Source organism: Streptomyces filamentosus (genome assembly GCF_014654895.1).
Lineage (GTDB): Bacteria > Actinomycetota > Actinomycetes > Streptomycetales > Streptomycetaceae > Streptomyces > Streptomyces filamentosus.
Map to the genome: position 1 here is coordinate 1,234,118 of NZ_BNBE01000004.1, position 20,346 is coordinate 1,254,463.

The 20,346-nt window shown below is 72.4% G+C and carries 20 protein-coding genes and 2 pseudogenes; 13 read left to right on the forward strand and 9 right to left on the reverse strand.

Features of this window, described 5'->3' with window-relative positions:
* Positions 1-350 precede the first annotated feature (350 nt).
* The 10 genes from sigK to IE326_RS39405 all read left to right on the forward strand — a co-directional run bounded on the left by sigK (position 351) and on the right by IE326_RS39405 (position 9,020).
* A complete protein-coding gene (gene sigK / locus IE326_RS39360; protein ID WP_373305444.1) occupies positions 351-944 on the forward strand; it encodes an ECF RNA polymerase sigma factor SigK in 594 nt (197 codons plus the stop codon).
* Complete coding sequence (locus IE326_RS39365; RefSeq protein WP_190044978.1) at positions 941-1,690, forward strand: anti-sigma factor; 750 nt, start codon at positions 941-943, stop codon at positions 1,688-1,690. The genes sigK and IE326_RS39365 overlap by 4 nt, the downstream gene beginning before the upstream one ends.
* Before the next feature lie 37 nt (positions 1,691-1,727).
* Positions 1,728-2,210, forward strand: a complete 483-nt coding sequence (locus IE326_RS39370; protein ID WP_189954447.1) for a peroxiredoxin — start codon at positions 1,728-1,730, stop codon at positions 2,208-2,210.
* 125 nt (positions 2,211-2,335) lie between these two features.
* Positions 2,336-3,601 carry an NAD(P)/FAD-dependent oxidoreductase gene (locus IE326_RS39375; protein ID WP_190044979.1) on the forward strand — a complete coding sequence of 422 codons (1,266 nt, stop codon included), beginning with the start codon at positions 2,336-2,338 and terminating at the stop codon, positions 3,599-3,601.
* Complete coding sequence (locus IE326_RS39380; protein ID WP_229915874.1) at positions 3,598-4,377, forward strand: DUF1365 domain-containing protein; 780 nt, start codon at positions 3,598-3,600, stop codon at positions 4,375-4,377. Before IE326_RS39375 ends, IE326_RS39380 begins: the two co-directional genes overlap by 4 nt.
* A complete protein-coding gene (locus IE326_RS39385; RefSeq protein ID WP_189954451.1) occupies positions 4,374-5,708 on the forward strand; it encodes an SAM-dependent methyltransferase in 1,335 nt (444 codons plus the stop codon). Before IE326_RS39380 ends, IE326_RS39385 begins: the two co-directional genes overlap by 4 nt.
* The gene (locus IE326_RS39390; protein WP_190044981.1) at positions 5,705-6,991 is read left to right on the forward strand and encodes a class I SAM-dependent methyltransferase; all 1,287 of its coding nucleotides are present in this window, start codon (positions 5,705-5,707) and stop codon (positions 6,989-6,991) included. Before IE326_RS39385 ends, IE326_RS39390 begins: the two co-directional genes overlap by 4 nt.
* Positions 6,988-7,818: a DUF1295 domain-containing protein gene (locus IE326_RS39395; protein WP_190044982.1), complete on the forward strand. Its 831-nt coding sequence runs from the start codon at positions 6,988-6,990 to the stop codon at positions 7,816-7,818. The genes IE326_RS39390 and IE326_RS39395 overlap by 4 nt, the downstream gene beginning before the upstream one ends.
* Positions 7,815-8,576 (forward strand): alpha/beta fold hydrolase, encoded by a 762-nt coding sequence (locus IE326_RS39400; protein WP_190044983.1) that lies wholly within the window; start codon positions 7,815-7,817, stop codon positions 8,574-8,576. Before IE326_RS39395 ends, IE326_RS39400 begins: the two co-directional genes overlap by 4 nt.
* 48 nt (positions 8,577-8,624) lie before the next feature.
* Positions 8,625-9,020, forward strand: coding sequence for a DoxX family protein (locus IE326_RS39405; protein ID WP_190044984.1), 396 nt, complete (start codon positions 8,625-8,627; stop codon positions 9,018-9,020).
* Here the strand turns inward: IE326_RS39405 and IE326_RS39410 are convergent.
* From IE326_RS39410 to IE326_RS39425, 4 genes and pseudogenes are all read right to left on the reverse strand, one after another.
* A complete protein-coding gene (locus tag IE326_RS39410; RefSeq protein WP_190044985.1) occupies positions 8,989-9,426 on the reverse strand; it encodes a hypothetical protein in 438 nt (145 codons plus the stop codon). The two genes, IE326_RS39405 and IE326_RS39410, sit on opposite strands and share 32 nt — an antisense overlap.
* A 40-nt stretch (positions 9,427-9,466) precedes the next feature.
* Positions 9,467-9,868, reverse strand: coding sequence for a cupredoxin domain-containing protein (locus tag IE326_RS39415; RefSeq protein ID WP_229915875.1), 402 nt, complete (start codon positions 9,866-9,868; stop codon positions 9,467-9,469).
* Positions 9,869-10,110: 242 nt separating this feature from the next.
* Positions 10,111-10,779, reverse strand: a pseudogene (locus IE326_RS39420) (hypothetical protein); the annotation flags it as partial.
* Between the two features lie 650 nt (positions 10,780-11,429).
* Complete coding sequence (locus tag IE326_RS39425; RefSeq protein ID WP_229915876.1) at positions 11,430-12,020, reverse strand: TIGR02391 family protein; 591 nt, start codon at positions 12,018-12,020, stop codon at positions 11,430-11,432.
* A gap of 579 nt (positions 12,021-12,599) precedes the next feature.
* Here IE326_RS39425 and IE326_RS39430 point away from each other — a divergent pair.
* A complete protein-coding gene (locus IE326_RS39430; protein ID WP_190044988.1) occupies positions 12,600-13,646 on the forward strand; it encodes a hypothetical protein in 1,047 nt (348 codons plus the stop codon).
* Here the strand turns inward: IE326_RS39430 and IE326_RS39435 are convergent.
* Complete coding sequence (locus IE326_RS39435) at positions 13,549-14,511, reverse strand: sigma-70 family RNA polymerase sigma factor (protein WP_190044989.1); 963 nt, start codon at positions 14,509-14,511, stop codon at positions 13,549-13,551. The two genes, IE326_RS39430 and IE326_RS39435, sit on opposite strands and share 98 nt — an antisense overlap.
* 727 nt (positions 14,512-15,238) lie before the next feature.
* Entirely contained in the window at positions 15,239-16,480 is a 1,242-nt protein-coding gene (locus IE326_RS39440; RefSeq protein WP_190044990.1) for an MBL fold metallo-hydrolase, read from the reverse strand.
* A gap of 318 nt (positions 16,481-16,798) precedes the next feature.
* Between IE326_RS39440 and IE326_RS39445 the strand changes: the two genes are divergently transcribed.
* Positions 16,799-17,404 (forward strand): TetR/AcrR family transcriptional regulator, encoded by a 606-nt coding sequence (locus IE326_RS39445; RefSeq protein ID WP_190044991.1) that lies wholly within the window; start codon positions 16,799-16,801, stop codon positions 17,402-17,404.
* A 69-nt stretch (positions 17,405-17,473) separates the two neighbouring features.
* On the opposite strand, the gene IE326_RS39450 is transcribed toward IE326_RS39445, so the two are convergent.
* From IE326_RS39450 to IE326_RS39460, 3 genes are all read right to left on the reverse strand, one after another.
* Positions 17,474-18,265, reverse strand: a complete 792-nt coding sequence (locus IE326_RS39450; protein ID WP_150234927.1) for an SIMPL domain-containing protein — start codon at positions 18,263-18,265, stop codon at positions 17,474-17,476.
* A gap of 129 nt (positions 18,266-18,394) precedes the next feature.
* Positions 18,395-19,417 carry a DUF6745 domain-containing protein gene (locus IE326_RS39455; protein ID WP_190044992.1) on the reverse strand — a complete coding sequence of 341 codons (1,023 nt, stop codon included), beginning with the start codon at positions 19,415-19,417 and terminating at the stop codon, positions 18,395-18,397.
* Between the two features lie 68 nt (positions 19,418-19,485).
* Positions 19,486-19,812, reverse strand: a complete 327-nt coding sequence (locus IE326_RS39460) for a DUF8820 family protein (protein WP_150234930.1) — start codon at positions 19,810-19,812, stop codon at positions 19,486-19,488.
* Positions 19,813-19,995: 183 nt separating this feature from the next.
* Between IE326_RS39460 and IE326_RS39465 the strand changes: the two are divergent.
* Positions 19,996-20,346: pseudogene (locus tag IE326_RS39465) on the forward strand (STM4015 family protein); the annotation flags it as partial.

Below are 20,346 nucleotides of genomic sequence, written 5' to 3' on the forward strand. Positions count from 1 at the left end.
GTGCCTCGGCCGAGCAACCCGCGCGGCCGGTGAGGAGAGCGGGAGAACGTCGCTCCGCTCACCTCACGCACCGTCTTCGCCGCCGTCCGCCCTTCGGCTTGGCCCCTGCGCCCGCCTTCCCTCGAACGAGTTACTCGACGATGGCGCGGGTGACGAAGCACCACCCATCCACCCGCCGGTCCGCTACGAAGAATCAACGAAGCACCCACAGGTTTCGCGACCGGGCCGCCGCCGGGCGGCCCGGCACGATCGAGCGACGACACAAGGACCGGCATGCGATGGACGCCCCGCCCCCCGACGGCCGGCCCAGGCCGCCCCTGCGCCTTCTCCCCACGGGCGGAGCGGTGCAGGTGAACCAGCCGCTTCCCTTCGGCGCCGGCCGCAACGGCCGCGCCGCCCCCAGCGACCTCACCGAGACCATGGGCAAGGTGGCGCGCGGTGACAAGCAGGCGTTCTCCGCCCTCTACGACGCACTCGCACCCCTGGTCTTCGGCATCGTCCTCAAAGTGGTGCGCGACCGGGCGCAGTCCGAGGAGGTCGCCCAAGAGGTCATGATCGACCTGTGGCGCCAGGCCGCCCGCTACCGGCCCGACGCCGGCAGCGTGCAGACGTGGGCCGCGACCATCGCCCACCGCCGGGCCGTGGACCGCGTCCGCTCCGCCCAGGCCGCCGCCGACCGCGAGCACGCGCAGGCGGCCCGGGAACACACCACCGCCTTCGACGAGGTCGCCGAACAGGTCGAGACCCGCCTGGAGTCCGAACAGGTACGCCGCTGCCTGCGCGGCCTGACCGAACTCCAGCGCCAAGCCGTGACCCTGGCCTACTACCAGGGGCTGACCTACCGTGAAGTCGCCGAAGCCCTGCGCACGCCTCTTCCCACCATCAAGACACGCATGCGCGACGGGCTCATCCGGCTCCGCGACTGCATGGGGGTGACCACATGAACCACCACACCACCGACGCCCACACCCTCGCCGCCGCCTACGCACTGGGCGCACTCGACGACGACGAACGCAAGGACTTCGACGCCCACCTCCAAACGTGCGAGGCATGCCGCCAGGAAGCAGCCGAGTTCCAGGCGACCACGGCGCGCCTGGCCGCCGCGGTCGCCCAGCCGCCGCCTCCCGGAGCCAAAGCACAGGTCATGGCCGCCGTCGACGGCGTGCGTCAGCTGCCCCCACGCGTCCCCGCCGCCGGTGCGGCACCCGTCCTCGGCGGGATCCTGCGCCGCCGTGCCGTGTCCCTGGCGCTGGCCGCCACTGTGGCCGCCGTCGCACTGGGCGGTGTCGCGGTGTGGCAGACACAGAACGAACAAGAGCTGGAGCAGCAGGCCCGCCAGGCCCAGCAGCAGCTCGACGCGGTCAGTGCCGTCCTGGCGGCCCCGGACGCCCAAACCGTGCACGGCAAGGCCGCCAACGGGGCCCTGACCACCGTCGTCTCCTCCGAGCAGCGGAACCAGGCCGTCTTCACCGCCGCCAACCTGCCGGCGCCCGGCGCCGGGAAGACCTACCAGCTGTGGCTCGACCACGACGGCACGATGCTCCCGGCCGGTCTGATCGACCACGACGGCACCGTCATCCTCGCCGGGAACCCTGCCGACGCGGGCGCCGTCGGCCTCACCCTCGAACCCGACGGAGGATCCCCCCAGCCCACCACCGACCCGCTGCTGCTGATGGCCCTGCCCGCCTGACCGGGCGCTCCGCAACGATCAGCGATCGAGGTACTTCATGGCAAGCATCCCGGAGATCGGGGACATCGTCGGCGACTTCTGCCTGCCCGGCGGACATCTGGACGGCGAAACCTTCCATCGCCGCGACTACACCCTGTGCGAGCAGCGCGGCAAGCCGCTCGTTCTCGTCTTCTACCCCGGCGACAACACACCGGTATGCACCGCACAGCTCTGCTCCTACTCCGACGGCATCGACCAACTCCAGTCCGCCGGTGCCACCGTGTGGGGCATCAGCCCACAAGGGCTCGACAGTCATGAGAAGTTCGCCCGCAACCGCAGGCTGAGCATGCCCCTGCTGTCCGACGAGGAGCGTGTGGTGGCGAAGTCCTTCGGGATCAGCGCACCCCTGATCGGCCTGCGCCGGTCGGTGTTCATCGTCAACGGCCACGGCCGCCTGCACTGGAAGCACGTCACCGCCATAGGCGCCAGCTACCCGCCCGCCGTCACGCTGAGCACGCATCTCGCCGGTCTCACCGGCTGAACCGGCACACCTCTTCGACCGGACCTTCCACCTCGCGGTCACACATCACGCCAATCCGATCGCCCGACTGCTGCGAAGTACGGGTGAAACGCAGCAGTCGGGCGGCGTGTCGAGTGGCGGGAGCGATGGTGGTCGAACAGCGCAAGGCGGCGATCGTGGGCGCCGGCGTGGCGGGCCTGACGGCCGCCTACGTCCTGGCGTCCTCGTACGAGGTCACCCTGTACGAGGCGGACGGGAGGCTCGGCGGCCACGCCCACACCCGTGAGCTGCCCGGCCCCGGCGGTCGGGCACTTGCCGTGGACTCGGGGTTTATCGTCCACAACGAGCGCACCTACCCCACCCTGTTGAGGTTGTTCCGGGAGCTGGAGATCGGCACGCAGGACGCCGAGATGAGCATGTCGGTGCGGTGTGACGGGTGCGGGCTGGAGTACGCGGGTGCCCGGGGCGCTGCGGGACTGTTCGCCTCCCGTGCGGCCCTGCGGGCCCGGTACCTTCGGCTCCTGGCAGAGGTGCCGGTCTTCCACCGGGGTGCCCGGCGGCTGCTCGCGCGGGGGACTCATGCGGGTGTCACCTTCGGGGACTTCCTGCGCGAGGGCGGGTTCTCCCCCTACTTCGTCAGCCACTTCGCCCTGCCGCTCGTCGCCGCCGTGTGGTCCTGCCCGGCCCGCACCGCGCTGGCGTACCCGGCCGCCTACCTGTTCGCTTTCCTGCACCATCACGGTCTGCTGTCGATCACCGGCTCCCCGCAGTGGAAGACCGTCACCGGCGGTTCGTCCGCCTACGTGACTGCCGCTGCCAAACGCGTCCACCGCATCCGCACCTCCAGCCCGGTCGACGCCGTCCGGCGCACGGGCCGAGGCGCCCTCGTCACCACCGGCGACGGCGCCACCGACGCGTACGACGCCGTGGTCATCGCCACGCACCCCGACCAGGCGCTGCGCATGCTCGCGGACCCCACCGCCGACGAGAAGCGGCTCCTGGGCGCCTTCACGTACTCGCGCAACCCCACCGTGCTGCACACCGACACCTCCCTCCTGCCCCGCTCTCCGAAGGCGCGCGCCAGCTGGAACTACCGCATGACCGGCTGCGAGCCCTCCACCGCACCCGTACACGTCAGCTACGACATGGAGCGCCTCCAGCGCCTGCCCGCAGGCTCCGGCTACGTCGTCACGCTGGGCGGTGACACCGGCATCGCCCCGGACCGGGTCGTGGAGCGGATGGTCTACGAGCACCCCGTCTACACGCCCGCGTCGGTCGCGGCGCAGAAGGAACTGCCCCGTCTCAACACCGGTGTGACCGCGTACGCGGGGGCATGGCACGGCTGGGGGTTCCACGAGGACGGCTGCCGCTCCGGTGTCGAGGCAGCCCGGTCCCTGGGGGTGGACTGGTGACCCGCACCGAAGGAGACGTCATATCCGCGGGCCCCCTGGGCGCGGAGCCCGTCGCGGCGCTGTACGACTGCGTGATCACGCACGTCCGCCGCACGCCGCTGCACCACACGCTGCGGCACCGCACCTACCTGTGGTGCGTGGACCTCGACCACCTGCCGGTGCTGCCCCGGCCACTGCGTCCGCTCGCCCGTTTCGACGCCCGCGACCACTTCGCCGGCACCGCCGGCTCCCTCCGCGCCGGGCTCGACGCCTTCCTCGCCGCGCACGACATCGACCTGGGCGGCGGGCGGGTGGTGATGCTGGCGCACGCCCGGGTCTTCGGGTACGTCTTCAACCCGCTGAGCGTGTTCTGGTGCCGCGATGCCTCCGGCGCCCTGGTGTGCGTGGTCGCGGAGGTCCACAACACCTACGGGCAGCGCCACTGCTACCTGCTGCGGACGGACGATGCGGACGAGGCCGTGGCGGACAAAACCTTCTACGTCTCGCCGTTCTTCGCGGTCGACGGCCGCTACCGGATGCGCCTGCCGCTGCCCGGGGAGCGCCTGGCCCTGACCGTCCACCTGGAGAACGACGACGGCAGGGCGTTCACCGCGGTCGTCCGCGGCCGCCGCCGGCCCGCCACCGTGCCCGCGCTGCTGGCCGCGGCCGCGCGCAGACCCTGGTCCACCGCCGCGGTCTCGGCCGGCATCCGCCGCCACGGCGTCCACCTGCTGCTGCGCGGACTCCCCGTGCACCCACGTCCCCGTTCCGCCCCGCAGAAAGGCACGCTGTCGTGACCCGCCCCGCCCTCACCTCCGAAAGCCGCTCCCGGCTCGCCGGCCGCACCCTCGACGTCCCCGAGCAGACGCCGCCGGGCGGCCCCGCGACCGCTGCGCCCCTCAGCCGTGCGGACGTCGACGCCGACCACTGGCCGGACGTGGTCCGGATCCCCTCGGCCGGCCCTGCCCGGACCGCCGTCGCCCGGTACCTGGTGAGCCGGGCCCTGGACAAGTTGTCCCTGACCGGTCCTCCGGCCGGTACGCGTCCTTCGGCGGTGGGCCCGCACCTGACGCTCCACGACTCCGATGCCTTTTACCAGCGCATCGGGCGTGACGGGCTGATCGGCTTCGGCGAGTCCTACCTGGCCGGCGAATGGGACAGCGACGACCTGGCTGGCGTCCTGACCGTCCTCGCCGCCCACGCCGACGAGCTGGTGCCCGCTCCGCTGCGCCGGCTCCGGGGCCTGTGGGTGTCGGCCCGCCCCGTCGCCGACCGGAACACCCGCGACGGGGCCCGCGCCAACATCCAGCGCCACTACGACCTCTCCAACGACCTGTTCGCCACGTTCCTCGACGCCACCTTCACGTACTCGTCGGCGGTCTTCACCGGGTTCCCCGCCCGCTTCGAGTCCCTCGCCTCCGCGCAGCACCGCAAGATCGACAGGCTTCTGGACCTCGCCGGCGTCGGCGAGGGCACCCGGCTGCTGGAGATCGGCACCGGCTGGGGCGAACTCGCCCTGCGGGCCGCCGCCCGCGGCGCGCGAGTCACCACCCTGACCCTCTCCGCCGAGCAGGCGGCCCTGGCCCGCGAGCGGATCGCGGCGGCCGGACTCGCCGACCGGGTGGACGTCCAGCTGCGCGACTACCGCGACGCGGAAGGGCGGTACGACGCCGTGATCAGTGTCGAGATGATCGAAGCGGTCGGCGCGGAGTACTGGCCCGCCTACTTCAGGGCCCTGCGCCGCGCGCTCGCGCCCGGCGGCAGGATCGCCCTGCAGGCCATCACCATGGGCCACCGGCAGATGCTCCACACCGCCGCCACCCACACCTTCATCAGCAAGTACGTCTTCCCCGGCGGTCTGATCCCCTCCCGCGAGGCCATCGCCGCGCACTCGGCCGCCGCCGGTCTGCGCACGGTCGCCGACGACGGCTTCGGCGAGCACTACGCCGAGACCCTGCGCCTGTGGCGGGAACGGTTCGCCGCCCACCGCCCCGCCGTCACCGGCCTCGGCTTCGACCCGGTCTTCCAGCGCATGTGGGAGTTCTACCTCGCCTACTCGGAAGCCGGATTCCGCTCCCGCTACCTCGACGTCCGCCAGCTCCTCCTCACCGAAGGAACCCCCCGATGAAGTCCGCCGCCGACCGACTCGCCCGACTCCTCGGCCACTTCCTCCCGGGGCCGCTCCCCGTGCGCGTCCGGGCCTGGGACGGCAGCCAGACGGGCCCCGCCGACGCGCCCCTGGTGGTCCTCCGCTCGCCCGACGCGCTGCGCCGCCTTGTGTGGCAACCGGGCGAGCTCGGCGTGGCCGAGGCGTACGTCACCGGCGACCTGAACGTCGAGGGCGACCTCGCCGACGCCCTCTCCCGAGCCGGCCGCAGCGTCCGCGACCGGCCCGCGACACGCCCCGGACCCGCGGGCATGGCCGCGGCCACCGCCCTCGCCGTACGCCTCGGTGCCGTCGGTCCGCCCCCGAAGCGGCCCGACGGGCGGGCACGTCTGACCGGTGGTCTGCACAGCGTCGCGCGGGACCGGGCGGGCATCAGCCATCACTACGACCTCTCCAACGACTTCTACGCGCTCCTCCTCGACGAGTCGATGGCGTACTCCTGCGGCTACTGGACCCGGCCCGGCGATCCGGCCTACACCCTGGCCGACGCGCAGCGCGACAAACTCGACCTGATCTGCCGCAAACTCGGCTTGGGCCCCGGGGACCGGCTGCTCGACGTCGGCTGCGGCTGGGGCTCCCTCACCGTCCACGCGGCGCGCGCGCACAAGGCCCGCGTCACCGCGGTCACCCTGTCCCGCGCCCAGCACGAGTTCGTCACCGCGCGGGCCGCACGCGAGGGGGTGTCCGACCTCGTGGACGTCCAGCTGCGGCACTGGCGCGACATCGACGGCGGCGGCTACGACGCGGCCGCGGCCGTCGAGATGGGCGAACACGTCGGCGACGCCGAGTACCCCGCCTTCGCCGCCAAGCTCCACGACGTGCTGCGTCCCGGAGGCCGGCTCCTGATCCAGCAGATGTCCCGCGGCTCCCACGCACCCGGCGGAGGCGCCTTCATCGAGACGTACATCGCCCCCGACATGCACATGCGCCCCGTCGGCCGCACCGTGGACATCCTGGAGACCGCCGGCCTGGAGGCCCGCTCCGTCGAATCGCTCCGCGAGCACTACACGACGACCATCGACGCCTGGCGCTCCACCCTCGAACAGCGCTGGAGCGACGTCGAGGCCCTCGTCGGAACGACCACCGCCCGCGTCTGGCGCCTCTATCTGGCCGGCGCGTCGCTCGCCTTCTCCGAACGCCGCATGGGCGTCGACCAGATCCTCGCCGTACGCCCCACCCGCGAAGGGGCGTCGGCCATGCCGGCGACCCCCGCCGCCTGGTACGCCGAGGAGGGGCCGGCGTGACCGGAACCGACTGGGGCGCCCTCGGCGTCAACCTCGCCGCCGCCGCGGCGACGGCCGGGGCGGTGCTCCTCGCCACCTTCGCGATCGCCGTGCGCCGCGGACTGCACCGCCTCGTCGACATCGCCTGGGGACTCGCCTTCGCCGCCGTCGCCGCCGTCACCTGGCTGCTCTCCGCCGGCCACGGCGACGACGGCCGACGCCTGCTCGTCGCCGCGGCGACCCTCCTGTGGGGGCTGCGGCTGGCCGCCCACATCGCCCACCGCTCCCGCGGACACGGTGAGGACCCCCGCTACACCGCCCTCCTCGACAAGGCGCCCGGAAACCGGACCCTGTACGCGCTGCGCATCGTCTACCTCGGCCAGGCGGCCCTCGTCTGGCTGATCTCCCTCCCCGTCCAGGCCGCCTCCTACAGCTCCGCGCCCCTGGACGCCCTCGCGTACTGCGGGCTCGCGCTGTGGGCGACCGGTCTCGTCTTCGAGGCCGTCGGCGACCACCAGCTGGCCCGCTTCAAGGCGGACCCCGCCAACCGGGGACGGATCATGGACCAGGGCCTGTGGGCCTGGACCCGGCACCCCAACTACTTCGGCGACAGCCTCGTCTGGTGGGGCCTGTACCTCCTCGCCTGCACCGCCTGGCAGCCGGCCCTCGCCGTCCTCGTCTCCCCGGTCCTCATGACCCTGCTCCTCACCATCGGCAGCGGCAAGCGCCTCCTGGAGAAGCACATGGCCCACCGCCCCGGCTACGCCGCGTACACCGCGCGCACCAGCGGCTTCCTCCCCCTGCCACCCCGCAAAGCCGTTCCCGGAAAGCCGGAGCGTATGACATGAGCGGATCCGATCGGAGCAGCGCCTTCCCGGCTCTCCACCTGCCCGAGCCCAGGTTTCTGCCTGCGGCCGGCGCGGTACTGCTGCTGCACGGCGGACGTGCCGACTCCCTCGCACCCCCGTCTGCCCTCAACCTGCCCGACCTGCGGATGAAGGCTTTCGCCCGGGTACTCGGCCAGGACCCCCGCCACGCCGACGTCCTCATCGGTTACGTCCGCTACCGGATGCGCGGCTGGAACGGCGAGCGCGCCGACCCCGTCCACGACACGCGCCGGGCCCTGGCCGAACTCGCCGACCTGGTCGGCCCTCTGCCCGTGGTGCTGCTCGGGCACTCCATGGGCGCCCGGGCCGCGCTGCGCGCCGCCGACGATCCGCACGTCCGTGGCGTCGTGGCACTCGCTCCCTGGTGCCCTCCCGGTGAGCCGGCCACCCACCTGGCGCACCGCACCGTGATCGCCCTCCATGATCCGGCCGACCGGATCACCTCGGCCACCGACACGTGGGCCTACCTCCATCGCGCCGAAGTGGCCGGGGCCCGCGTCCGAGGCATCCGCATGCCCGCCGGCCGCCACGCCATGATCAGCCGCTCGGGTCTCTGGCACAGCCTCGCCGCCCGCAGCACAGCCGAAGCCCTCGGTCTGGATTCCCCGCCCTGTACCTCCGCCCCGGAGACAATGTGGGGGGCAGGACCGCTGGACGCCGCCATGTTCACCCCGTCCGCCGGTGAACGTCACCCGATCCGCCTGCGCCGCAGCCACTGAACGTTTCCCGGACGCCTGCCCCGGCGCCCTTTTGACCGAAGGAACCCCATGTCCCCTGCTCGTTCCGCGCTTCTGCTCGCCGGTCTGATGGCCTCGGCGGGCCTCGCTCACTTTGCCGCGCCCCGGCAGTTCGACGCCATCGTGCCGGGCTCTCTGCCGGGTGGCCCCCGGGCCTGGACCACGGCCAGCGGCGTGGTCGAGCTGGCTCTGGCAGCCGGTCTCGCGCTGCCGGCGACCCGAAGGGCGAGCGCCCACGCGACCGCCCTCTTCTTCGCCGGAGTGTTCCCGGCGAACGTCAAGATGGCCTACGACTGGCGTCACCGCTCGACGACCGCAAAAGCCGTCGCCTACGCGCGGCTTCCCCTCCAGGTTCCGCTGATTCTCTGGGCCCGCCACGCGGGTATGCCGGACGTCAGGCGTGGCCCCGTCGGCGACGACGGGTGAGAAGGAGCACTGAGGTGGCGAGAAGTGTGAGCACTTGGGCGATGACGACGAGATTCTTGTCGGTGAACCAGGCCGGTTCGTACATGCTGGGCAGGGGGCCGAGTTCGCCGATGTCGACGTAGCGATAGAGCAGGAGGGCCGCAAGTCCGCCGGCGGCGACGGTCCAGGCGAAGGCGTCAGCCAGGGGGTGGCGCCAGACAAGGAACAGCAGCGCCGCGAGTGCGGCGGTGGCGGCTTCGATCCTGAAGAGGGTGCCCTGGCTGAGGGTGGCGCTGACGGCGTCGTAGCTTTCGGCGAGACGCGCGTGGAGGTAGGCGTCTGCTGTAAGACCGGCAGCGGCCAGAAGACGGGCAACGGCATGCAGTTTCCGGTGTGTGCTGTTCGACCGCATCGGACCGTGGTGCATGGGATCGCTCCATGGTGAGACGCCGCGCGGCCTGCGCGGGTCAGCGGACGGTGAGGGTGCCGGTCATGGACGGATGGATGCTGCAGACGTAGCGGTACGTGCCGGCAGCGGGCGGTGCGGTGAACGTGGCTGTCTCACCGCCTTTGACGGTGCCGGTATCGAAGGCATCGGCGGCCTTGGCCGTCACGGTGTGGGGAGCGGAGTCCTCGTTCACCACGGACACCCTGGCTCCGGGTGCGACAGCCAGGTCGACCGGCTCGAAACGGAAGTGCTTGATGACGATGCGCTCTTCGCTGACCGATGCGGAGGACGGTGCCGAGGGCGACGGGGAGGTGGGCGCGGGCCCGCCGGAGGAGGAGCAGCCGACGAGGACGATGAGCATGCACAGCCCCGCGATCGTCAGGACCATGTGTGGTGGGCGGGAGCGGAGACGAACGAGCATGGGATTCTCCTGGGTGCGCTGGCGAGACGTCCGACGGGCACAGAGGCCGGATTCTCCGAACGGGGCTCCTCGAACAACCGAGGCGGCGCGCAAACCGGAAGCGGTTGAGGTCTTCAGCTGAGGATGGTGACGGCCTCGGCGTCGAGTAGGCACCGAGGCTGTCGTTCGGGCGGAACGGCTACAGCCCTTACGGCTGTGCCCGTTGGCGTCACCTTCTTGCCGGAGGGCTAGTAGTTGTTGCCCATGGAGGCTCCGGAGTGGCCTTCGATGGTGCCGCAGGTGGCGGGGGCGGTGGCTTCCTGGGGCAGCTTGGGGTCGAGTTCGCTCTTGCCCTTGCCGAAGTCGTACACCCCGTTGCCATTGGGGTCGATGCCGTGCTGAACGACGTGCAGGCGGGTGATGTTGTCGGCGACGGCCTGGGAGACGGCGATCGTCCGCGAGTAGGACAGGTTGCCGTTCTTGTCCGCGACCGGCATCCGGTCGACGGCCAGTCCGCTGGCCTTGGTCGTGTCGCCCTTGGTGGTCAGGGAGATGTTGATGTCCCCGTAGGCGGGCAGTCCCTCGGCGGTGGTGACGATGCCGTCGCCGTTCTTGTCGGCGCTGGCGTCGGGGCAGGTGAAGTCGTGCCCGGTGGTGGAGCCGTGGATGTGCTGGGCGTGGGGCTGGCCGGGGACCAGACCCTGGGCGTTGATCTTCACCGTGAGCTGGCGGCCCTGCAGGGTGAGCTGGGCGGTGCCGCGGGCGCCCGAGTCGTTCAGCTGCCGCAGGTCGACCTTGTAGCTCCGGCCGTGCTGCGTCTGCTGACCTGCGTGGTTGGTGTCATGGGCCAGTGCCGGGGCTGCCACGGCGAGGGTGAGGGCCGCGGGCAGGGCCATGAGGGCGGTCAGACGGGTGGAGCGCTTGACTGTCATCGCGATGCATCCCCTTCCGGGGAGATTTCACCGGCACGAGGCCGGATCGCGTCCGGACGTTCAGTCCCTTTCACCCATCATTCGGTGCGCCCCCGAAGGAGGATTGGGTACTGGTCGCACCACTCTTCACGCGTGAGCGCATCGCAGAGGCTGAACTCACCCCCTTCGCCTTCGCCTGATACAGCCGCACACGTCCAGACGATCAGTGCTGGCCCCGGGGGTCAGGGATGAACGCGCCGACTGTCGTTTCCACGGGCACGGCAGTCAGCACTTCGAGGCCCAGGCGGAGCAGAGGGCGGCCAGCTACTCGGCAGCGCGGCTGTGTGATGCGCGCAGCTCCCATCAGAGCAGGTGGCACCCCCGGCCCCCACGAACCCTGAGGTCAAACCAGTCATCTCCCGTTTGTGTGCATAGCGAACAAACCGTCAGGACAAGAGGTCTGCGGGGCATGTACGACGTAACATGAGAGGGCGAGGTCTCGCCGCATCCCCCGTCGGCGAGACCTCGCCCTCGGACTCGGCCAAGCAGCCGGGCAACTCGCCCCCGACCTCGCCCGCCGCCTGCCGACCCCATAATCACGACTGCAGGAAGCCACCAGGTCACCACATGTCTCCGGGCTGGTTGGACGATGCGGGCTCCAGTGCTCCTCGTTAGCTGTTCCTGGCCCGGGCCCGTTCGACCTGGCGCAACAGCAGGTCGGCGAACTGGATGATTTGGGCCGCCTCGATCGGGTCGGCGAAGTCGACGGTGCGGTGGCTGGAGGGGTTCTTGTAGCGGCCCATGGCGCCGGCGAACAGCGCGGACTCGGCCTCCTGCTCGCCGCCCTCTGCGCCGGCGTCGGCCAGCGGGCCGCCGGGCTTGCCGTTCTGGTGCGGTTGGAACGCCTTGCGCATCAGCGCGACGCCGACGAGGGAGTTGTCGAGCCCAGAGGCGTCGCGGACGGCGACTTCGACGGCCTTCATGGCGGCGAAGCACGCGGTCTCGTAGTCCCCGAGGTCGAAGTTGGTGCGCACCGTCTTCTCCAGGTCCGGATGGAGCGGACCGGCGAGCCGGGTGCGGGCTTCGAACCGGGCCAGGCCCTTCGGGTCCGCCGCCAGCTCCCGGCCGTCACGGGAGAGCCGCCGGAAGTTCTCGGACTGGCGCGGTACTCGGGACAACAGCGCGTGGGCCTCCAGCCAGCTCCACGCGTCGGACAGCCGGTTTGTCAGCAGGTCGACGTCCCTCTCCTCCTGGAAGGCCATGCGGGCACCGCCTATCAGCCCGGCGTACTGAAGATCGCCGCCGCCTTTGGCAAGGTTCTGTAGCAGGAGAAGCGCGGCATCCCGAGTGGGAAGTTTCCGGAGCTGGTCCGCCGGAACCGGCGGCTCGTACGTGAACATGGATGCACGTTACGCGGCAACGCGGACGCCCACTGTCTGATTTCCGACTTCGTCCGGCTCCTCCCCATGGGGCACTGCCGTCCGGCGTCCCGATGCTCATTGCTCGTGCCGGCCTGCAAGGCCAATGCGGCCTCCGACCACGCCCAGGAGCCAGATCAACTCCGTGCCTGGAGGGCGCATCAGGCCGAGCCCGTCAATGGTCAGGCCGCTGAGGAGTCGCGGTCGATCGGTTGCCACGACCAGATGGAGCGGCTCACAGCGTGACCTCCGGCCGTTGCGCTACGGTGCCTTCTGCTGGACGCGCACCGCCACCCGCCGCAGGACGACGCCCACGCCGTCTCCCGCAATCGGCCAAGGCCCTTCGGGGCCCGCGTCGCCCCGACGCCGTTCCTCTGCGTCGACGGGCAGCGTGGGCATGCCCTTCGAGTCCGGAGAAGACCGATGCCGCGTCACCAGAACACCGCCGCCCAGTGTGCCCGGCAAGCCCAGCGCGATACCGGGGGCAAGTACACCGCCGAGCTCCGCAAGACCACCCCGGCCGAAGGCCAGCCCGGGCCGTTCACCCTGGGGAAGTTGCTCACCGCGTGCGGGCCCTCGCCCGACTGGACCGGCCAGCACCCGGTCGTCGACCCCGAACAGGCACCGGAGATGTTCGACTTCACCCCGCTGGGCGAGCCGGTGCCGTACTCGACCGTCATGCTGCTCCTCGGCTTGCTAGCGCCCGCCAGCAGGTCCACCGAGCTGGAGCTGGAGTCCCGTAACGGCTTCCACTCCCTGATCGTGGCGTGCTGCGGCCGCCGCTTCGAGATGGTCCTCACGCAGGACGACTACGCCACCGAGCGGTGCCGCGTCCCGGGCTGCGACTCCGGGCCGGTCTCGGCTCACTCGATCCCCTACTGTGTCCACCGGCACCTCGCCGAGCGTCCTGAGGACGAGCTCGTCGAGATGGCCCGGGCGTGGGGGCACAGCCAGCGTGAGGAGTTCAGTGCCGGTGACCCCGCCGCCGTGGCGCTGGGAAAGGAGGGCGACCGACTGATCGCGGCCGCCGTCGCCCAGGGCGCCTGCTTTCCGGTCAAGACGGCTCTGATCGAAGCGGCCTACGACGAGCCCGAGATGGTCGACGTCGTGTACTGCGGCGAGCAGGCCGTTCATGTGCACTACGCGATGGACACCGAGAACTTCCGGCTGGAACGGGTGGCCCGAGCGGCACACCGCCGCATCCAGAAGCTCGCCAGCGGGCGCTGTGCCTGCGGTGCGGCGCTCCAGATCGGCACGGGCCCAAAGGTGCCGCCGCAGTTCTGCTCGGCAGCGTGCGCCGCCGCAGGGCCGCAGACGCGCGGTGGAAGCGCCCCTGTTATCTGCGGCAAGGCAAGAACGGTGCCCACACTCGTCACACGAGGTGGCCGTGGGTTCGGACGGGCACGTCCAGCCGGTCGCCGACCTCGGCGAGGACGCCCGGGCAGAAGTAGTACCAGCGCAGGCGCGTGATCCCGCCGTCGACGATCTCGGCGCGCAGGACGTCCTCGACCGCCTCGGGGCCACTGCCGTCGGCCGGGGTGGCCCACATCAGGACCAGCGGTTCGCCGTCGAGCTCCCGGACTTCGGCACGCCACCGGACGGAGGACTCCACAACCAGGGTGTGGTGCAGCGAGCCGGCGGCGATCTGCGCCCGTCCGACCTCATGGGCGACGCCGATCACGTCGCTGACCGCGTCCTGGACGAAGAGCTCGGTCAGCCCGTCTAGGTCATACGCGGTGAATGCCGCGGCAAGGGCGTCGAGGGTCTCGCGGTCGGGAGCCGCACGACGGGCGAGCGCAGCTTCCCGCTCCGGATCGGCCAGACGCCCTCGGCCACGGTGCAGTGCGGCCTTGACCGCCCCCTCGGTGGTGCTCAGCATGGCGGCGATCTCCTTCAGCGGCAGGTCGAACACGTCCTTGAGGACGACGGCGGCACGCTCCTGCGGCGCCAGCAGGGTGGCCATCTCCGCGAGCGCATCGCGCACCTCGGCGGGATCGGCGGCGGCAGGGGCGGCCCGCTCCACCGGCTTCACGAGCAGCGGAGCCGGGCGGCGCACCTGGTCGAGGTAGGCGTTGGTTGCGATCCGCACCAGCCACGCCATGGGGCGCTCGACCGGCTGATGGGTCTGTGCCGCCCGCGTGAATGCCCGGGCGAGTGCCTCCTGGGCCAGGTCCTCGGCGTCCCACACGCTGCCGGTCAGGCGCCGGCAGTAGCGGAACAACTCGCCGCGCAGCGGCTCCAGCACGACGAGGAACTCGCGGCGTGCGGCCTGCGCCACCGCCAGCAGAGGCTGCGGCAGTCGGCCGGGGTCGGGGGACAGAGAGGGCTGAGGCATCGCTTCACGGCTCCTTGCAGGGTGAATGGCTGTACACACCGGTACGACGGGACAGCCTTCACGCCAGATACGTAGCCGAAGCGGTGACTTGGCTCACGCCCTCAGCCCCGTGGCGGCACCGGTCACGAGGACGCGTGGCGAGCGCGGCCGGACGCCCCCTCTCGTCCGCGTCGTCGTTGCGGCACCGCCCGCACACCAGCCGTCGCTTCTTGGGCTGCTAGGGAAGCCGTACCTCGTGGGGCAGCGGGGACTCCGTCGGTGAACTTGCGGGGTCGTAGTCGCACTCCGCACGGACCAGCCGCGCGACACGGGCCCTTCTCTGAGCACGGGGCGACCGTCCCGTATACCCAGCAGCCTCCGCACTCGCGTCCTCCGCAGTGACCAACCACATGACCACCATCACTGCCGTCACCCTCACCGGAAGCGTCAGCAACGAAGAGCCTCAACGCTTCAGCTGCACCCGAGTAACCCGATACAGGACGAAAAGGGAGCCTCGCCGCCAAACCGGCGAGGCCCCTCCGGGTTCATGCTCACGAACTTACGATGCATGTTCGGACGACAACCGCGGACGAGGCTGCCCGGGAGGGCAAGGGCACGAACTGCTGGATACTCGCGGAAGGCTTTCTCCGGGACGGACCATCCAGAGCACGCAGCGCACGATCACGCTCGTCAGCCGAGAGACGGGTCAGCAGGGCCACGAGCCTGCCCAGCTCCTCCTCGCCCGACGTCACCGGTCACCAGCCAGGTCGAGATCCCGCTCGGACACCTCGGCAGGAATCTGCGCCGGCTTCGGTCGGCGCCACGGACGGGCGATCGGCCGAGACACCCCGCGCCACCAGGTATCCGCGGGCAGCTTGCCCGCCGGCTCGAACGGCTCACCGGGACGGGGGAACGCCACCGCCTGCCCCGCCTCCTCCGCCGCGTCCTTCGTCCACTCCCCCGGCTCCGCCCACGGGTGCGGAGCCAGGTTGAAGGTGGCCCAGTGGATCGGCAGCATCACACCGGCCGGAGCACCTCCCTGCAGGTCAAGATGGGCCTGAACCCCCTGCGCAGGCGTCATGTGAATGTCTGGCCACGCCCCAGGCATCGGCGTATAGTCCGTGTGGTTCTTGGGCCAGAAGTCCGAGTAGGCGCCGATCTGGATCATGGTGACGTCGAAGGGGCCGTGGGCGGCGCCGATGTCCTCGAAGCCCCGGAAGTAGCCGGTGTCGCCGCTGTGGAAGACGCGGTGGCGGGGGCCCCTGACCGACCAGGAGGCCCAGAGGGTGTGCTGCTGGTTGCGCAGTCCTCGGCCGCAGAAGTGGCGGGCCGGGGTGGCGGTCAGGGTGAGGTCGCCGATCTCGGTGGACTCGTGCCAGTCCAGCTCGCGCAGCCGGGAGGCGGGGACGCCCCAGTGCTCCAGGTGGGCGCCGACGCCGAGCGGGACGGCGAAGAGGGTGTCGGTGCGGGCCAGTGCCTTGATCGTCGGCAGGTCGAGGTGGTCGTAGTGGTCGTGGGAGATCACGACGACGTCGACGGGGCCGAGTGCGGCGAGCGGCGCGGGCACCGGGTGGAGCCGCTTGGGGCCCGCGAAGGCGAAGGGCGAGCAGCGCTCTCCCCAGACCGGGTCGAAGAGGATCCGTACGCCGTCGACCTCGGCGAGCACGCTGGAGTGGCCCAGCCAGGTGATCCGCAGCCCACTGGCCGCCGGGCGGGAGAGGTCGGCGACGGTCGTCGGGTGGACGGGGATCAGGCCGGAGGGGCTCCGGCGCGCGCGGGCCTCCTTCTCGAAGTAGACCCGCGCGAAGTCGGTGGCGGAGCCGGACGGGCTGCGGCGGGCCTGCTCGGGGTTCTGGAAGACGCCGTCGGCGAAGTGCGGCGAGCGGCGGATCCGGGCCAGCCGCTCCCCCGTGGGCTCGGCGCCGAAGGACTCGGGCCGCAGGGTGCGCACCCGGGCCCGCAGCGGGCTGTCGGAGCCGGTACCGGTCACAGGGCCTCCTGGTCTCTGGGGGGGGTCGTTCCATTATGGGCGGCCGGAGGACCGTGCGTCCCGGGCCGCCGCCCGCGGATGGCGGCCCGGGACGTACGGGGAGCGGGCGTCTTCCCCCACGGGAGCATGTGCCTTCCCCACGGGAGCAGGCGTCTTCCCCCTGCGGGGCGGCGTATGCGGGAGGGGACCCCGCTCCCCCGCCCGGCGGCGCGCGCTGCGGTGGCGGGCCCACCCGGCCACCCGGCCACCCGGCCACCCGGCCACCCGGCCACCCGGTGATGATCATGACTCTGTCATGTGCTGTGTAGGCTGCACGGCGTGGTGAGAGTGCGGTTGAGCGTGGCCGAGCGGCGGGCGGAGCTGCTGCGGGCGACCGTCGGGCAGATCGAGGCCCGGGGCGCCACCGCCGTCCGGATCTCCGACGTGGCCGCCGCCCTCGGGGTCAGCAACGCGCTGGTGCTCTACCACTTCTCGACCAAGGAGCAGCTGGTCGCGGCGGCCTTCGCGCACGCGGCGGAGGAGGACCTCGCGCAGCTGCGCCGGATCCTGGGGCGCCGCGCGACGGCGGAGCGGCGGCTGCGCGCCGCCGTCCGCTGGTACGCCCCCACCGGGCAGGCCAAGGGATGGCGGCTGTGGATCGAGGCGTGGGCGGCCGGTCTGCGTGACCCGGAGCTGCGCGGGGTGGCCGCCTCGCTCGACCGGGAGTGGAAGGACGCGCTGACGGCCGTGATCGAGGAGGGGGTCGCAGCCGGCGAGTTCCCCTGTCCCGACCCGTCCGGCGCGGCCTGGCGGCTCACCGCCTGTCTGGACGGGCTCGCCGTCCAGACCACGGTCTACGCGGGCGGCCTGTCCCGCGCCACGATGCTCCGGTGGGCGGACGCGACCCTCGACCGCGAGCTGGGCCTCCCGCCCGCCACGGCCTGAGCCCTCGCCCGCCGGGCGCTGGGCGGAGCCGAGCGGGGCGGAGCCGGGCGGAGTCAGAGCCGAGCGAGGTCAGAGCAGTTCGTAGACGGCCGAGACGGTGACCTGCTCCTCGATCTCGCCGGGGGCCAGCGGGACGCTGGGCTCGTCGGCGGGCATGGACGGCAGCGCGCCGTGGCCGGGCCGCAGCGAGTCGCCCTCGCTGAGCGAGACCAGCCGGCCGAGCCGGTGGCCGCTGAGCCGGGCGTGCTGGGACGCCTTGTCGTACGCGTCCCGGTAGGCGGCCTCGCGGGCCTTGGCGCGCAGCGCGGTCGGGTCGGCCACGTCGAAGACGACCCCGTTGACCCGGCCGGCGTCCCCGGTGGCCTCGTTGACGGCCCCGATGACCTGGCCGGTCCGGTCGAGGTCCCGGACCTTCACGGAGAAGGTCTGGCTCGCCTGGTAGCCGGTCACCTTGGACTCGCCGCCGGTCGTCTGGGTGTAGACGGGGGTGAGGGAGAGGCTGTCGGTGCGGATGTCCCGGTCCTCGATGCCCTCCTCGCGGAGGACCGCGAGGAGCGCCTCGGCGGCGGTGCTCTGCGCCGCCATCGCCTCCTTCGCGGTCGGCTTGGCGACCTCCACGCCCACCGAGAGGATCGCCAGGTCGGGAGCGGCGGAGGCGCTGCCGCTGCCCGTGACGGTGACCGTCGCCGGGGTCTCGGCCCGGGCGGCGGCGCGCGCGGCGGGACGCTCCGGCGTGGCGGCCAGCGCGGGGGTGGCGGTGCCCAGCAGGAGCGCTCCGAGGACGGCGCTGCCGGCGGTGGCGGCGAGCAGCCGGGCGGCGCGGGCGCCGCGGTTCGGGGTGGGTGCGGGGCGGTGCGGCACGGACGGTCCCTTCGACGGTGGGTGCCGGTGGCCCCGGCGGGCACATCCCAGCACCCGGGGCGGCCGCCGTCCGGACGACACTCCTGTCCGGGGCCGCCCTTCACCTCTCCGCACCAGCGGGCGGCCGGTTCAGGTCTGCACGAGGGGCTCGTACGCCTCCGCTCCCAGGCCGAAGGTCCAGGCGACGCCCTCGCGGGCGGTGCGGGTGCGGGGCGGCACGCGGAGCCAGTAGGTGCGGTGGCTGCCGTCCGGCTCCGGCGTCGAGTTGACCACCTCGACCATGACGACGTCCTCGTCGTCGCCGAGCTCGATCCGCCACAGCACGCCCGTCTCGTCGCGGCCCTCGGGGCGGGCCCCTGATTCCTCCAGGTAACGCTCGTAGCCGTGGAACTCCAGCATCACGCGCCGCAGTTCGGCGTTCTCCTCCTCCCGGATCCGCTCCGGGGTCAGGTCGGTGAGCCCGGCGAGGAACTCGGGGGTGACGGGCATGCCGCGCCAGGCGTGGAGGGCGAAGCCGTCGCGGTGGGCGAGCGCGGGGCCGTCACCCCGGTCGAGCCGGCCGGCCTCGTCCCGGTGCAGGGCGACGGGGCGCTCGCAGACGACGACGGCCTTCTCGTACGGCCACCACCAGCCGGCCTGCTGCGCGACGGCCGCGAGTCCGGCGAGCCGGTCGCCGTGCCCGTCGAAGGCGGCGAGCCAGGCGGCGTCCTGCTGTCCGAGGACGGCGTCGCGCAGCAGTTCGCGGCCGGCGGGTTCGGTGAGCGCGCCGGGTTCCTCCCGGTTTCCGAGCACGTCGAGGATCCCGGCTCTGATCCGCTCGGTGAGGGCCCGCGTCGGTTCCCAGAGGCGGGCGCCGGTGGCCTGCCAGTGGGCCGTCCACCCGGCCGGGCCGAGCGCGTCGTGGAGCCGGCGGCGCTCCTCCGCCCAGGGCAGGGTCCGCACCTCCTCCCGCACCGGGCGTCCGCGGTCCGCCAGGCCGGCGACCAGCTCGACCCCGGCGAGCGGCGAGTCCGCCCAGAGCACCCGCTCCGGCGCGGGCAGGCCGGCCGCCCCGTAGGCCCGCCGGATCCCGTCCTCGGCGGCGGCCCGGTCGGCCGGACCGGTGGCCGCCGCGACGGCCCGCCACTTCTCGTACACGTCACCGTCGTTCATCGTCGCGTCCCCCCGCGTGTGCGTCGTCGCCATTCCCGTCCCCGCCATGGTCCTCGTCCCGTCCCGTCTCAGTCCGCCACGATCCGGTAGGCGCCCGGCACGTACTCCCGCTGGCGCACCACCCGGTACCAGCCCTTCGGCAGGACGATCGGCGCGTGCTCCTCGTGCACCAGGCGCCCGCCCTCGGGGAGTTCGAGCAGGAACGGGCCGTACGGCCCCGGCTCCCGCACCAGCCGGCCGGCCCCCGGGACGGCGTGGGCGTGGCCGGTGACCTCGCCGGAGGCCAGCACCAGCCGTCCCCGCGCGTCCCTCGGCTCGCCCCGCGCGTCCCTCGCCCGGGCGGGCACGGCCCGCTCGTCGACGGGCACGATCAGCACGTCCCCCTGCCGGTACATGGCTGTCCCCTTTCCCGTCCGGAGCCCACTGCCCGGACATGGGAACGACGCTAGGGGCCGCCACTGACAACGGGTCCGGACGGGCCCCGCCGGGGGCCGGTGTCGGTGCGGCTTGGTAGAACTCTTGCCGTCAGTCCGTGCGGCCACCGGTCCGTGCGGCCGTCCGTCGTCTGGAGCAGCGCCATGACCATTGGGGTCCACCTGGAGGAGTTCCACGGCCTCCCCGTCCTCGACTTCCCCGACGCCGGGTCGCACGACGAGCTGCCCGACCCGGCGAGCGTGGCCTGGCGGGTGTCGTGCCCGACGTACTGCGACCCGGAGGACGAGCGCTGGGGCCCCGCCTTCGAGCGCTTCCTGAAGACCGTGGACACCAGCCGGGTCCGCGCGCTCGTCGTGGGCGGCTGGGAGGACGCGTACGACACCTCCTCGGCCCCGGCCGTCGCGGCGATCGCCGCGGCGAGCGACCGGCTGACCGCCCTGGAGGCGGTCTTCCTCGGCGACATGACCTTCGAGGACTGCGAGATCTCCTGGATC